The organism is Synechococcus sp. Cu2B8-bc1011 (assembly GCF_047302735.1).
Classification (GTDB): Bacteria; Cyanobacteriota; Cyanobacteriia; order PCC-6307; family Cyanobiaceae; genus Synechococcus_C.
Genome location: NZ_CP138915.1, coordinates 1,872,066 through 1,885,758 on the forward strand (window position 1 = coordinate 1,872,066; position 13,693 = coordinate 1,885,758).

Consider the following 13,693-nt stretch of genomic DNA (forward strand, 5'->3'; position numbering starts at 1 on the left):
TCTAGGCAGAATGCAAACAGAAATCATTCACCAAGTCGAATCCTGGTTTAAATCAAAAGGCTGGGAGCCATCAACCTTTCAAAGGCAAAGCTGGAACGCTTTTCTAGAAGGTTCTAGTGGTCTCATACAAGTCCCTACTGGATCAGGTAAGACCTTTGCAGCGGTAATGGGCCCAATCGTACGGATCCTTTCGGACAAGCAACAAAAGAAAGGAATTCGGCTCTTATACATCACACCATTGAGGGCACTAAGTCGCGACCTGACATTAGCGATACGGGAACCAATCGATTCAATAGGTTGGCCAATACGAGTTGCCGCTAGAAATGGGGATACAACAAGTACAGAAAGAACGAAACAACTCAAAAACCCACCTCAGATTTTAGTGACGACACCGGAATCCCTTTGTGTTTTGCTAGGGAATCCAATGGCAATCAATCTATTTGCGAATCTCGAATCAGTGATTCTTGATGAGTGGCATGAGTTAATAGGAAGCAAGAGGGGTACACAAACTGAGTTAGCCCTTAGTTGGTTAAGGATGAATAATCGACAGCTGCAGACATGGGCATTAAGTGCAACGATTGGCAATCCTGTTCAGGCATCAGAACATGCACTCGGAGTGAAGACTAAAAAAATACTGATCAATTGTGCGCCAAAACGCTCTATATCAATTAAAAGTATCATTCCTGACTCTATCAATGGATTTCCATGGTCTGGACATCTTGGGCTCAGGCGGTATGAGGATTTAATCGCTGTATTGGATGTCAGTAAAAGCACATTAGTATTTACTAACACACGAAATCAATCGGAGCGTTGGCACCAGTGCTTAAGATTTGCCTGTCCAGCAATGGAGTGTGCATTAGCTCTTCATCACAGCGCAATAGATCGGAGTAAAAGAGAATTGATTGAAGAACAGATGAAAAACGGACAGCTTCGTTGGGTTGTCTGCACTAGTTCTTTAGACCTAGGCGTTGATTTCCAACCAGTAGAAAGAGTCATACAAATCGGTAGTCCGAAAAATATTGCACGACTGATTCAAAGGGCAGGTCGGTCTGCTCATTATCCCGAGGGTAAGTCTGAAGTTTTGTTTATGCCAACCAACGCACTAGAGCTTCTCGAACTAAGCGCCTTAAGACGTGGATTGAACAACGACTTAATTGAAACAAGAAAACCTCCATATAAACCACTTGATGTTCTCTTACAGCACCTAACAACGTTGGCATGTGGACCTGGATTTAACCCCACAGACACTCTGCAGGCAATTCGCAAAACTGCCTGCTATCAATCCATTACGAATGAAGAATGGCAATGGTGCCTCCTGTTTTTGGAAAAAGGAGGGAATTGTTTGAGCGCGTATTCTCGGTATCGCAAAATTGAATGGAACCAAAATAAGAAACTATTTTTCGTCAGGGATGGTTCCATAGCACGACTTCATAAGCTTAATATTGGAACAATAACTTCGGCACCATCAATTCGAGTTCGCTTTCACCGTGGAGCAATAATAGGACACGTAGAGGAAACCTTTATCAGTCAATTGAATCCTAAAGATGTATTCTTCTTTGCAGGGCGTCAATTAGAACTAATAAGGATCAAAGACATGACAGCTTATGTAAAATTATCCACACGAAAAAGTACAACAGTGCCTGCATGGGCAGGTGGACAAATGGCCTTGTCTGATCTATTAACCACTAAATTAAGAGAAGAGGTAGAACTAGCTTCTGAAAATAAACTGAACACAGCAGAGTTGAAAGCATTAAAACCACTTCTAGACCGTCAAAAAGACTTATCAATTCTGCCTAAACAAACGGAACTGTTAATCGAAACTTGTATGACCAAGGAAGGTCAGCATTTATTTGTTTATCCGTTTGAGGGTCGTTTTGTGCATGAAGGTCTTGGTTTTCTATGGGCATCACGATTGACTAAAAAAATGAGAAGTACAATCACAGTGTCAGTCAATGATTATGGTTTTGAACTCTTAGCACCAAAAGACTATCCATTAATTAAACTTTTTGAAGAATCACTAGACAATCTTATTAAAGATTCAGAGATAGAATCTGATCTCGAGAATGCTTTAAATTTATCAGAGCTTTGCAAGCGACGCTTTAGAAGCATCGCTCAAGTATCAGGTTTGATCCAACAAGGGTACCCGAGCAAGAACAAAACTAGTGGTCAAATACAGATTAGTAGCACACTGCTATGGGAAGTATTTAGCAAGCATGAGCCTGGCAACCTATTACTAAAGCAGGCACGACATGAAGTTCTTCATGACCAGCTAGAACTATCGCGCTTGACAACTGCATTAACAAGAATGAGAACAGGGAAAATAATACATAGTGAAATTCCTAGACCAGGACCATTAGCTTTCCCTCTATTGGTTGAACGATTACGAAACAGACTGAGCAATGAGTCTATACTGGAGAGAGTTAAGAGAATGCAAATTGAAGCCTTAAAACATGAAACCTACGAATAGTCTCAATAGAGTTCATAACAGAATTTCAGACATCGGTTCCATCAAAAGAGAAGATATGGAGCACCAAGAATGGTAATTTTGTGCAAAACTACTGTTGATCAAAGAAATGGACAACGGTTTTACCTGCTGATGTCTAAAATAATTGAAACGCCGTCACTGAATGCCAATCAAGGAAAATGTATCGGATTATCCTAGACCGCCACAAATTGAACTGATCATGGGTCAGGTGTCAGTGGCAATTGGAAATGAAGTAATCGCTAAAGATCATCGCTATATTCGTGTCTGTGAAACGTTCCACCCGCCTACTATCTATCTTGACAAGGATGCGTTTGCCATTGGAACACTGCATCAAACCTCTGGACGCGTCTCTTACTGCGAATGGAAGGGATTGGCAGAGTACTGGACAGTCAGCAAGTCCGATGGAAGTGACGCACGAGATCGTGCTGGATGGAGCTACCCAACTCCTACAAAACACTTTGAAGGGCTTGCTAACTGGATCGGTCTGTATCCTCGTTTAGTGGATACATGCATCTTGGAGGGAGAAATAGTAAAGCCACAACCTGGATCCTTTTATGGTGGCTGGGTCACAAGTTGGACAATCGGACCTTTCAAAGGAGATCCGAATCATCCTGAAATAATCTAATGAATTGCACCGCACAACTCATTGAACTTCTTCTGAAGGATTCCAAAAGCAACTTAATACCATCACTCATTCAAGATGTTGAATCGTGTTCACAAGTGAACCTTCAACATAATGGAGATCTATTGAAAGGAGTGTGGGAGTTGAAATGGAGTAGCTCACCACAGCCTTGGCTCAAACAATCCTCCTGGCTTGAAAATCTACAAATTCTTGATCCTAAGCAACGGAAGGGTATGAATTTACTTCGTTTACGCGGTCCGATTAGTAATCTTGCTGTCATTGCTGTTGAGGCTGAATTATCAATTGATGGAGTCAATCAGGTAGGCGTCCAATTCAAACGAGGTGGTTGGATAGGTCCTTCCTTGAACACTGGCTGGAGACCTAAACTACTTAAATCAATTAATCAATCCTTTCCTGCATGGTTAGATATCACATCAATTGATGAGACATTAAGAATTTGTCGTGGGAATGCAGGTACGTGCTTCGCACTCATAAGAAGAGACGACTTATCAATAGAGGATTGGATTCCACAACAAATGTAAATACCTTGACTTTAAAATGTTTTTAAATAACACTTGTCTCAAGATAGATAATCAGTACGATTGACTAATTCAAGAAATTCAATGAATTTTTTCGAAGGGTTTCTAGAAGTATTATAATTAAGCAGATTCAGGTAGCCCGTGATTTTTCCGTACTTAATCGTATTTTTGATTGTTACATCATTTTTCAAGCCATTCTGGAACTTGTATCGTCTTTTAATGCATTGGTTGATTTTACTGATTTTATCACCGTGGATTGTTGGTAAAGCATTAAGCGCTCGTTGGGCAGAGGACGATTATGGAAATGGTCCGAGGCTTATTGCTCTTCCAATCGCGCTAGGCGGATATTGGCTGTTATACGGTTCTTATGTTCATCCCGAATATTCTTTATTTCCTTTATTTATTTACTATTTTGTGGCTTGGCCAGCCTTTCGTCATAGCGATGCATGGGAAAAGTTGAATCAAAAGCCTAAATAAATCTACGCTCCCATTTTCAAATTCATTAAACACCTATTTAAACCTTCTAGCTTCTAAACATTCATGGCATAATGCAATCATTAACACCAATGATACCTTGTCGAAATATTAATTTGGATTGATGTTAGTCGCTTGTTTCACTGCCTTCTTTCAGAGTTAAATCCTCCGGCAACCGAAATCCTGTACTGACCTGAAACTGCTTCAACAATGTTGCAATCGAGAGATTTGTCTGACCTTCTCGTTCTCCAATGAGATTGACTTCTTCAACCTCAATAGGTTGAACAGTATCGCTTAGCATGGTGAGAAGTGGTTCAAGCTTTTGCAATAAGAATAGACGCTTTGCATCATCACCTGACCGTTGCAATGATTCGACTAAATCACGTAGACCTTCAGCTTGTGACCGTCCTTGTTCAATGATAGTTGCAGCTTCACCTTTAGCTTCCGCCATCATGGTTTGGCACTCAGACTCTGCAGGAGCAATCACGTCAGCTTCTAATTGCTGTGTGACTTGTTTAATTCGTTGTTCTTGTACTGGTAGCTCTGCTTCTGCTCGAGCTAATTCAGCGCCAATGCGAGCCTCCTCCTCAGCTACCAGCGCATCACGTCTCGTCAAAGCATCCTGAACTCTCTTACTTGCATTGGCTGTCGCGATTGCTAGGTCTTTATCAAGTCGTCGCAGGGATGTAATTCTTTCGTTTTCTGCTCGCTTAACAGCAGATTGTGACTTAGCCTCTGCCTCTGCAATGCGAGAATCTCTCTTCAATTCAACTAACTGCTTCCTGCCAATCGAATCGAGATATAAAACATCATCAGAGATATTTTGAATCTGAAGAGTATCCAATACTAAACCTAATTTTTGAAGGTCATCCTCAGCCTCCTCCAATAGTGTACGAGCAAAGGTTACCTTGTCTTCATTTAATTGCTCCGGAGTCAAACTGGCCATCACTCCTCTCAGATTTCCTTCAAGAGTTTCCTTGGCAATATGTCGAATATCATCTTGAGATTTCCCTATTAAACGCTCAATCGCATTATGAATTCCAGGTTCATCGCCTGCGATTTTGATATTTGCTACACCAGACACATTCAAGGGAATACCTCCACGCGAATATGCATTTGCAACTTGAAGATCAATGATCATATTGCTTAGATCCAAACGCATCACCTCTTCGAGCAATGGAATACGTAGTGCACTTCCACCACGAACAGTGCGATATCCCACCTTTTGACCTGATCCAGTTGTTCTCCTAAGACCAGCAAAGATCAGTGCCTCACTTGGTTGACAGATGTAATACAACTGACGAAGGAGAACTACAAAGGCCCATAAACCTGCTGCACCTGTTAACCCAATAGCTAAGAACATGACTAATTTCCTCTGTTTGAAAGGGTGTCAATAAGATCAATACCAAAGATTTCTTTGACCTGATCAAAGAACTGACGAACAACGACGTGATTCAGAGCTACAAGACTGGCAAGACTGGAGGCATCATTTCCGTCCAAGGTTGTGATCCTTTTCAAATGAAGACGTGCTGGAAGACGTGTGGCGTGATCAAGCACCATTTCAATTTGCTGAAGCAGAAAAACAAGCTCTGCAGTGCTACCAGCCTCTTCCCAGACTTGGGTGAGTAGATCATTCACTAATGCACTTGCCTTAACGTCCTCGGCCGTTGCAGCAGCCATACCACGAGCTCTAAGTTCTTTAGCCTTTTGATTGGCTTGTGCTGGGAGCACTTGTTCTGCTTGTAACCTTAACCGTTCAAGCTCAGCTCTTACTTTTTGAAGTTTTTGCTCCGCTATTGCTCTAGCTTCCAATTCAGCTGCTTGTGTTCTCTCCTCTTCCGATCGAGCTTTCTTTTCCATTTGGGCTATTTTAGTCCGAACAGCGTTATCTTTTTCAAGCACCACGGTTTGAGCCTCAGTCCGTACTACTTCAGCTTTTTCTTCCATCTCAGCTTCAACGCGCTCAGCTTGTCCAATCGCCTCAGCTTCTGCAATCTCTGCATCACGAACGATCTGAGCAACTCTTCGACGACTAATTGAATTGAGATAATCAACATCATCAGAAACGCTTTGAATCTTCAACGTATCCAGTTGCAGACCAAGTCGTCTCAGGTCATCTCCCACATCCTTGGCAATTTGCTCAGCAAATCGAAGCCGGTCTTCATTGACCTCCTCTGGTGTGAGCTGTGCAAGAACACTACGAAGATTTCCCTCTAGGTTTTCTTGGGCAACTTGGATAATTTCACGGGAATCACGTCCAAGAAAGCGTTCAATTGCATTGTTGCGAACCTCAGGATCAGTACTGACCTTCACGTTGGCAATCGCTTGGATATTCAGAGGTGTACCTCCATTCGAGTATGCATTTTTAACTTCGACCAAAACAGGTAGAAGCGTGACATCCATCCGCCGTGCTGTTTCGAGCACTGGTTTCACAAACGTCCAACCACCATTGGCAACAACGCGATATCCCTTGAACCCCTGACTGCCTTGATTGGAGCGTGACCCCGTGACAACCAACATTTCATTGGGTCGACAAATGCGTATCATCCATCGACTCAGAAGGGTCAGTCCCACAAGACTGACAACAACAATTCCCACTCCACCCGCAACTGTGTTGTTTTGATCCCTGGAGAGGAATCCCAGCGGTGGCGATGGCTGCTCGTGGAGCAGTCGTGAAGACATGCGTATCCGACTCACTGACCTTGGCTTAGCTCTCCTAAGGGAAATTGACCACGGAACTCACAGCCGATCCACGCGAAGGGTGTGCTGATCACTAGCCACCACCACCACCGCGGTCCCCTCTTCAAGTCTTCCTGCATTGCTGAAGGCAGGCCTTCGGATCAAACTGCCACGCACATTCAATTCAACAAAGCCACGCTGCTCTTTGCCAACAGTCAGGGTGATCTTGCCTTGTTGACCCACCAAGTCGTCATTGCGGATCAGGGTGTCTGCCTCCCTGCGACTCATCAAGCGCAAAACATGGGACGCTCCCCACCCCATAGCAAGACCCATGGCACTGGCAACTAGCAAGCTTGGTAAGCCACTGTCCTTAGGGCTAAGAATCAGCATCAGTAGACCGCATAAGCCAAATCCACAGAGCCCAAATGACCAAAACGGCGTACTGAATAACAGGCTTAGATTTCCACCCATACCATCGCCATCAAGCCCACCTCCATCATTATCAAGAGAAAGCGCAATCAAAACGGCGCCTGCAACAAGGCAAAAAGAGTAGGTCCAAACCATTGAAGATCAGCAGCTGAGTGCTCATGATGCAGTTCATGAGAGATTCTGGACCCGTTAGCCGATCACAGCCACTACTTACGGGTTGGAAGGATCGGCCAGAGTCATATACAGAAATCAGTAGGATCGAATCAAACCGATCAACCATTCCATAACACCGTAAGGTTTTCACTAAATTCCTCACATTGAGCACAATTTTTTAATCCGGAAAAATCATGAAAGAACGTGAGTCGGCAGCTATACAAAACTGGAATTCATTTTGGAATTTCCACTTGGGAGCCTGGAATGGTAGATGGTCGCGTTATCAACCAAATGGAAAGTTATCTGAAACCTTCTCAAGTAAACGTTCGTTTAGTTCAGATCAAGACAAAAAACTGATCAACCAATTGAATCAGTATTTATATGATGATGGGCAGCAGTCAGAAAAAGACTGGAACTATAGCCTCCTAGAACACTGCAAACAAGATGGATTCATGCATCCAGCAAGTGATTACATGAGGGGCCTAGCGTTCAAGAATGGTGCCGCCGCTTGGCTCGTTCCTCAGATCATCCCAAATCAATATTTTCCAATGGAGCTGTTTCTTGCGAACAAAAACATACGCCTCAGCGTCGGCATGCTCTATGGCCTGAACGGCACACTTGAGAGAACAGCCTGCATTCGTGAGCAAAGGAATCATCTAGCTGAATCACCCTGGACTGATGACGTTCAAATCATTCCGGCTTGGGACACAGGAAGCAACTGGAGAGGAATCACTCATATTATTGATGCAGAATTACAACGATCGAAAGTTAAAGGTACCCTTGAAATCCCGGTACAACCTGGCGAAAAAATATATTTTTTTCCTGATAACATTGTTTTACGTTGCCCAGAACAAATTACCTTAAACAAACCATTTTCTGTAAGTTCGATATGGCTTGATTCAAGCTATAAACTTAGAACAATCATGGCAACCTACGGAGCAGATTCAAGATTGATTGACGTTCGGCTTCAGCATTTATCACGACAAACAGCATGACTATATTTGATGATCTAATCATTGATTAGAAGTTGCTGATACGCTTCATTGATTTTACGAAATTCGTCAGCAGATCCACCTAAATCAGGGTGATGGTGTTTCACCAAACGACGATAAGACTTTTTAATCTCGTCCTGCGATGCACCACGCTTCAGCCCCAAAACTTGAAGCGCATCACGAACCGAAAACTCCCATGGATTGGCATCGTTCCCATAGGAACCAGAATCTCGGTCGGAAGCCCTCTGATCAGTTCTTGTTCTACGTCGTTGCCGCGAACTCTGTTGTCGGTTTTTTAATTCAAATACAACGCGTTGCGGGTCCTCATCCAGCCACTCACGAGACCTGATGCCATAGAGGGCAAAAGCAGCAAGCACTGCAGATCGTTTTTTTGTCATCGGCTTCGGTACTGCAGCCAGCAAGTCAGTACCTAAACCAGGCATCAGCCGATCCAAACGTTGTTGGAGATTCAGATGAGAGTGAAAACTCGCGCGATTTAAGGTGTCGATGAGGTCTTCAAGTTCCTTGAGACGAAGCGCACTCCAACCTCGCTGACATGCAAGAGCTTCTCCCCAGCGCTCAACCTGATCAGCGGTGACCGATGGAGTTTTCTCCTGACTCTCATCTCTTTGTGCTTGGGAACGTTGTTGATATCTGGAGCGGGCATGCGTCCACTGACGTTGACGCAGCAAATCAATTTGCTTCTTGAGCTGCAGTACCTCTCTACGAAGACTGTCATTTTCAGCCAAGAGTGCATCAACATTGCTTGTAACGGTCTGACGACGATGCGGTTCAGCCGCTGAAGACCAACGCCGAGGGTCAAACCCCATTAGCTGCCAACACAAGCCACGGCATCCACTGCCTGATTGCTTTGGTCACCATAGAGTGTCAATCCAGCAGCTCAATGAGGTCATTGTCAAAGCCGAGACATCTGTCTTACATAGACTACTCAGAGATTATTGATTCAGCCGACCTAATACTACAGAACAAAACAATCGATCAGAGCAAAGATGTTTATCACTAACGAGACTCGCGGCCACTTATGAATATCATTCTCCTACAAAAACAAGACTTTATTAGTAATTCAACAACTGCTCTCATTGATGATGATCGATTCCTTCATATTCGACAAGTCTTGAATCCAGACGTGGGTCAACCACTGAAAGTTGGTCTTTTAGGCGGAAGCTGTGGATATGGAATCGTCGAGTCTATCGATGATAATGGGGTAGTTCTCCAGGTTGTTCTCAATCAACCAGCACCACATAGACATGTATTTGACATCGTTCTTGCTTTACCACGACCAAAGATGCTGCGTCGTATTTTACGGACAATCGCAGAATTCGGAGTAGAGAATCTGCATTTGGTCAATAGCGCAAGGGTCGAAAAAAGCTTCTGGCAAAGCCCACTCTTACAACCTGAAAAAATCAATGATTCTTTGTTCGCAGGCATGGAACGATCCAAGGATACAGTCATAACAAATGTTAGATTGCACCGACGGTTTAAACCTTTTATAGAAGACCAATTGCCTGAGATATGTGGAGATCGTAATTGTTGGATTACAGATATGAGCGCAACGAAATCGGTTGTTGATTCTGATATATCTTCAGCACCTGCTGTTGTGATGATAGGCCCTGAAGGTGGCTTCGTACCTTTTGAAATTGAATTAGCACTGGCAACAATTGCACAGCCTGTCAACTTAGGAGGAAGAACTCTTAGCGTAGACACGGCAGTCACTACTGTATTAGCCCAAGCCTTACCAAGGAGGTGACTCTATGAGAGATCATCATCTACAAGAAAACGGCTCAAACTGATGAACTAGCCAATGCCCAAGGTTATAAAGCTCATCTCAAACTGAGCTGCAATCGGCGTGCTTCTGCAATGAGGATGTTGCATGTTCTTTGGAACAATTTGGATTGACTGAACAGAATGCAGAAGAAACAAGAAACTCCTACAGCAGACAATCTCTATAAAGTCGATAGAATAGAACAACAAATAATTTACCTAGTCATCCAGACATGTACAAAGCTTCTAGACAACATGCTTTAAAATCAATAAAGTTCAAGCCAGCTCAAAGGTGGGGACATAGCTTGTGCCAATTGAATTGTTGACATACATTTAAAGAGTTATCGCAACGAATTCCATTTCAAGCGATAATATAAGTCAACGATCAATGACTTAAAGAAACTCTTGATCACTTGCCCTAGCAGCACCAGGTTCGCTAATGAGTCTTGAGGAATTCCAGAAAGATCTTTCAAATCGAATTGGAAGACGTGTCACCGACGTCTTTACCAGAGATGGTGAACCTGTTAAGGATTTAATTGAACTCTACCAACCGTCTCCAGCTGGTTTTGCAGGACAGCTGGTTTTATCTGATTCTTCTCGCCACTCCTGGGAGTTGTGGCAGGAGGCAGGAGAAATTTGGAACTTTCAATCAACACGGATCTCAAGATGAATGATCTTTGATTTATGTGTATTGAGAGGTGACACTTTCAAAAATGCTAACTTTAAACTGATTCATAGGTGAACTCCTCTCCTTTATTTTGCCTACGGATTACGACAGTATTCAGACTCCTCCCAGATGGATGCTGAGGACGTTCTCTGTGAGCGACCTCCTAATGCCAAGCCACCGCGCTATGTGATACTGCTCAGTCGATGTTCTTCCGTTTCTAGCAAATGACGGCGTCTTGATTCGCACAACTGGAACTCAATGCCGGTGATCGAGCACTGAAGATTGTGTAGCAAACTGGTGATTGTTTCAGAGAACCCTTTGGCCACCTTTCTTGTCACAGGCGCAAACAGGGGAATCGGTCTTGAATTCTGCCGTCAATTGCACGATCGCGATGATCACGTGATTGCGGTATGCCGACAAGCCTCTCCAGAGCTTGAGGGTATGGGTGTGGAGATTCAGGCAGGGATCGAACTCACTTGTGAAACCTCTATCCAACGGTTAGTTCGGAACCTGGGAAAACGACAATTGGATGGTGTCATCCTCAATGCGGGGATTCTGCAATCAATGAGTCTCGAGAACCTGGATAGCGAAGGGATTAAACGTCAATTCGAGGTCAATGCGTTAGCGCCGTTGTTGCTGGCACAATCTCTGATCGAACAGATGCCTCACGGGGCGAAGCTCGCCCTGATAACCAGTCGAATGGGGTCTATCGACGACAACACTTCGGGTGGCTCATACGGCTATCGAATGTCAAAAGTGGCACTAAACATTGCTGGACGATCCCTATCGATCGATTTGAAACCACGCGGAATCGCAGTCGCCATCCTTCATCCAGGGCTCGTCAGCACGAGAATGATCAACTTCAACCCGAATGGCATCAGCACCAAAACAGCAGTGCTGGGGTTGTTGGCACGGATTGATGAGCTTGAACTAGAAACGAGCGGGAGGTTTTGGCACTCCAATGGCCAGCAGCTTCCTTGGTAAATAGATAAGCGGCAATGATCAGTGACCATGGATTTTCTGATTTCCCTTGCAGAAAGCCTTAATTCTTCATACTATTTAAGAAGGAAATGCGTCGAGCTCTTCACTCTTGTGGGGGGTTCTTTTTTTTGAATTCTCAAGAACAGCATAAATAAGGCTAACAAAAGAAATTCAGCACTTCTCAAGCGAGGGCCTTCATTCAATAAAGATCTAGCCTAAATTTGGGAAACGAGATAACTCTTTATGAATGAGTGGAAAGACTCCAATGAATCTTGCTCTTTCTTCATACAATCTCAACATTATCCAAGGCGGAGAAGTTTTGATTCAGATCCTTGATACCAACGAGGCTAGTGATGCAACGGCTCAAGATTACCAGCGAATCTTAAATCAGATTCATCGAGCTTGATTTAAAGAGACATTGAGCCTCAATAAATTCTCTATAAAACAGGAAAAACTAAAATCTAATCAAAACAGTTATTTAGAATTTATTAACTTGAGACAAAAAACGTTGTAGATTTATTGTTCGAAAAGTGTCTACGAGTTCAGGACAGGCACTAAACCGGAGTGGGCATGAGCATCGAAGGTGAGCTCAGGCGAAATCCTGTTGATTTGATTTTGTGATTGGTCACCTTGGCATTGATCGTTCTCGCATCAGGAGGATTTTGGTTCGCCCAGATCACAGGGGGCAAGCCATCAATGTCACAAATTTCATTTGACAATTCACGCCGACTGAGCTGCATGTCATCAACAAGATTATAAATCCCTGCAAGCTGATTACTGAAAGCAAAACACACACCATTGGTGATATCAAAAACACCACTCCAAGCAGGTATGTCATTTCCATTTTTGGGAATCGGTTGTCCAGCTGCTTGCTTAATCATGGACACCATGTCTCGACCAGGACCGTAAATACCACCCAAGCGCAAGACGCAGATTGTGGTGTCGGGGCGATCGATTGTGAGTAGAACGTTTTCGGCCTCAACCAACATCGCATTGACAGGATTTAAACAATCCACTGCCGAATCCTCGGTCACCAATTCACCGTGATGATCTCCATACACTCCGGCTGAGCTGATGTAGGTCACATGGAGCTGCTGGGTGGACTGTCGACAGCGCAGAGCTCGGGCAAGATTTCGGATCCCATTCGAAAAAACGTCTTGATACCCGTCACCATTTTGCGTTGGGGCGACGCTAATCAGCAAACCCTGCTGATCCTCAAGAAATGAAAAATCGCAGTCTTGCTGTGCAAGGTCAAGACTGATTGGCTCGTTGACCACATTGCGCAATTCGGCAAACCGTTGTGAAGAACGGGTTGTTCCAACGACGTAATGCCCTTGATTTTTCATGCTTGCCGCCACGTATCTACCGACGTAGCCACAGCCAATGACTGAATAGGAGGTCATCACGACATCAACGAGTCAACCTATTTTTACAACTCTTTACCCATCAACCGTGAGTCGGTCGATACCAAATGGACAGGGTCGCAGATATTGGAAGGGGCAAAGGGGCTTCTGCTCTTCAGCTGGCAGGGGAACGAAGGGCAGCAGTCGAACCCTTTGCGGTCACCAACCCTCAAGACATTCACCCTGTGCCAAGAGCTCAGCCATAGGTTGATCCCCAGAGACAGGTCTCAAAGACATCACCGTAAGTTTGAAAAACGACGTTGGGCAAAAGAGAAATCTCTGATCATCGCGAGCCATCAAGGTTGATGAGGTTGTCGACCTCAGAGATCGAGGCTCGATCAAACACAGGCTGATTCCAGGACACACAAGCGAAGATCCCGGTTCATAAAATTACAGGCTGTCTTATCACAACAATCCTGAGAATCCACCAGAAACACTGAGCTCAACGGCTCCGGTCAATGTTTTATCTAGCTTGTAGAAACAAAGG

Annotated in this window: 14 protein-coding genes; 9 read left to right on the forward strand and 5 right to left on the reverse strand. The window is 44.1% G+C overall.

Going from position 1 to position 13,693, the window contains the following annotated elements; all coding sequences use genetic code 11:
* The first annotated feature begins 10 nt into the window (after positions 1 to 10).
* The 4 genes from SIC18_RS09690 to SIC18_RS09705 all read left to right on the forward strand — a co-directional run bounded on the left by SIC18_RS09690 (position 11) and on the right by SIC18_RS09705 (position 4,123).
* Complete coding sequence (locus tag SIC18_RS09690; RefSeq protein WP_413429460.1) at positions 11 to 2,467, forward strand: ligase-associated DNA damage response DEXH box helicase; 2,457 nt, start codon at positions 11 to 13, stop codon at positions 2,465 to 2,467.
* Positions 2,468 to 2,627: 160 nt separating this feature from the next.
* On the forward strand, positions 2,628 to 3,110 hold the full coding sequence (locus SIC18_RS09695) for a DUF427 domain-containing protein (RefSeq protein WP_048346528.1): 483 nt from the start codon (positions 2,628 to 2,630) through the stop codon (positions 3,108 to 3,110).
* Entirely contained in the window at positions 3,110 to 3,649 is a 540-nt protein-coding gene (locus SIC18_RS09700) for a PAP/fibrillin family protein (protein ID WP_048346529.1), read from the forward strand. The genes SIC18_RS09695 and SIC18_RS09700 overlap by 1 nt, the downstream gene beginning before the upstream one ends.
* 138 nt (positions 3,650 to 3,787) lie before the next feature.
* The gene (locus tag SIC18_RS09705; protein WP_245407309.1) at positions 3,788 to 4,123 is read left to right on the forward strand and encodes a hypothetical protein; all 336 of its coding nucleotides are present in this window, start codon (positions 3,788 to 3,790) and stop codon (positions 4,121 to 4,123) included.
* 124 nt (positions 4,124 to 4,247) lie between these two features.
* On the opposite strand, the gene SIC18_RS09710 is transcribed toward SIC18_RS09705, so the two are convergent.
* From SIC18_RS09710 to SIC18_RS09720, 3 genes are read right to left on the reverse strand one after another with little or no spacing between them, the layout of a single operon-like run.
* Positions 4,248 to 5,483, reverse strand: coding sequence for a flotillin family protein (locus SIC18_RS09710; protein ID WP_048346531.1), 1,236 nt, complete (start codon positions 5,481 to 5,483; stop codon positions 4,248 to 4,250).
* Positions 5,484 to 5,485: 2 nt separating this feature from the next.
* The gene (locus SIC18_RS09715) at positions 5,486 to 6,802 is read right to left on the reverse strand and encodes a flotillin family protein (protein ID WP_413429463.1); all 1,317 of its coding nucleotides are present in this window, start codon (positions 6,800 to 6,802) and stop codon (positions 5,486 to 5,488) included.
* Between the two features lie 57 nt (positions 6,803 to 6,859).
* The gene (locus tag SIC18_RS09720; RefSeq protein WP_048346533.1) at positions 6,860 to 7,363 is read right to left on the reverse strand and encodes an NfeD family protein; all 504 of its coding nucleotides are present in this window, start codon (positions 7,361 to 7,363) and stop codon (positions 6,860 to 6,862) included.
* Between the two features lie 212 nt (positions 7,364 to 7,575).
* Between SIC18_RS09720 and SIC18_RS09725 the strand changes: the two genes are divergently transcribed.
* A complete protein-coding gene (locus SIC18_RS09725; RefSeq protein WP_413429464.1) occupies positions 7,576 to 8,376 on the forward strand; it encodes a DUF3598 family protein in 801 nt (266 codons plus the stop codon).
* Positions 8,377 to 8,390: 14 nt separating this feature from the next.
* On the opposite strand, the gene SIC18_RS09730 is transcribed toward SIC18_RS09725, so the two are convergent.
* On the reverse strand, positions 8,391 to 9,203 hold the full coding sequence (locus tag SIC18_RS09730; RefSeq protein ID WP_413429465.1) for a J domain-containing protein: 813 nt from the start codon (positions 9,201 to 9,203) through the stop codon (positions 8,391 to 8,393).
* Between the two features lie 212 nt (positions 9,204 to 9,415).
* On the opposite strand from SIC18_RS09730, the gene SIC18_RS09735 reads away from it, so the two are divergent.
* The 3 genes from SIC18_RS09735 (at position 9,416) to SIC18_RS09745 (ending at position 11,806) form a co-directional block, all read left to right on the forward strand.
* A complete protein-coding gene (locus SIC18_RS09735; RefSeq protein WP_413429466.1) occupies positions 9,416 to 10,141 on the forward strand; it encodes a 16S rRNA (uracil(1498)-N(3))-methyltransferase in 726 nt (241 codons plus the stop codon).
* A 453-nt stretch (positions 10,142 to 10,594) separates the two neighbouring features.
* Positions 10,595 to 10,825, forward strand: a complete 231-nt coding sequence (locus SIC18_RS09740) for a hypothetical protein (RefSeq protein WP_048346537.1) — start codon at positions 10,595 to 10,597, stop codon at positions 10,823 to 10,825.
* A gap of 315 nt (positions 10,826 to 11,140) precedes the next feature.
* On the forward strand, positions 11,141 to 11,806 hold the full coding sequence (locus SIC18_RS09745; protein WP_048348147.1) for an SDR family oxidoreductase: 666 nt from the start codon (positions 11,141 to 11,143) through the stop codon (positions 11,804 to 11,806).
* 551 nt (positions 11,807 to 12,357) lie between these two features.
* Here SIC18_RS09745 and SIC18_RS09750 read toward each other — a convergent pair.
* Entirely contained in the window at positions 12,358 to 13,206 is an 849-nt protein-coding gene (locus tag SIC18_RS09750) for an NAD-dependent epimerase/dehydratase family protein (RefSeq protein WP_413429468.1), read from the reverse strand.
* Between the two features lie 68 nt (positions 13,207 to 13,274).
* Between SIC18_RS09750 and SIC18_RS09755 the strand changes: the two genes are divergently transcribed.
* Entirely contained in the window at positions 13,275 to 13,412 is a 138-nt protein-coding gene (locus SIC18_RS09755) for a hypothetical protein (RefSeq protein ID WP_413429470.1), read from the forward strand.
* The last annotated feature ends 281 nt before the right edge of the window (positions 13,413 to 13,693 follow it).

Excerpts from the sequence above, each read along its gene's own strand:
- SIC18_RS09690 (WP_413429460.1), top strand. The coding sequence starts at position 11 with ATGCAAACAGAAATCATTCACCAAGTCGAATCCTGGTTTAAATCAAAA.
- SIC18_RS09695 (WP_048346528.1), top strand. The coding sequence starts at position 2,628 with ATGCCAATCAAGGAAAATGTATCGGATTATCCTAGACCGCCACAAATT.
- SIC18_RS09700 (WP_048346529.1), top strand. The coding sequence starts at position 3,110 with ATGAATTGCACCGCACAACTCATTGAACTTCTTCTGAAGGATTCCAAA.
- SIC18_RS09710 (WP_048346531.1), bottom strand. The coding sequence starts at position 5,483 with ATGTTCTTAGCTATTGGGTTAACAGGTGCAGCAGGTTTATGGGCCTTT.
- SIC18_RS09715 (WP_413429463.1), bottom strand. The coding sequence starts at position 6,802 with ATGTCTTCACGACTGCTCCACGAGCAGCCATCGCCACCGCTGGGATTC.
- SIC18_RS09720 (WP_048346533.1), bottom strand. The coding sequence starts at position 7,363 with ATGGTTTGGACCTACTCTTTTTGCCTTGTTGCAGGCGCCGTTTTGATT.
- SIC18_RS09725 (WP_413429464.1), top strand. The coding sequence starts at position 7,576 with ATGAAAGAACGTGAGTCGGCAGCTATACAAAACTGGAATTCATTTTGG.
- SIC18_RS09730 (WP_413429465.1), bottom strand. The coding sequence starts at position 9,203 with ATGGGGTTTGACCCTCGGCGTTGGTCTTCAGCGGCTGAACCGCATCGT.
- SIC18_RS09735 (WP_413429466.1), top strand. The coding sequence starts at position 9,416 with ATGAATATCATTCTCCTACAAAAACAAGACTTTATTAGTAATTCAACA.
- SIC18_RS09740 (WP_048346537.1), top strand. The coding sequence starts at position 10,595 with ATGAGTCTTGAGGAATTCCAGAAAGATCTTTCAAATCGAATTGGAAGA.
- SIC18_RS09750 (WP_413429468.1), bottom strand. The coding sequence starts at position 13,206 with ATGACCTCCTATTCAGTCATTGGCTGTGGCTACGTCGGTAGATACGTG.
- SIC18_RS09755 (WP_413429470.1), top strand. The coding sequence starts at position 13,275 with ATGGACAGGGTCGCAGATATTGGAAGGGGCAAAGGGGCTTCTGCTCTT.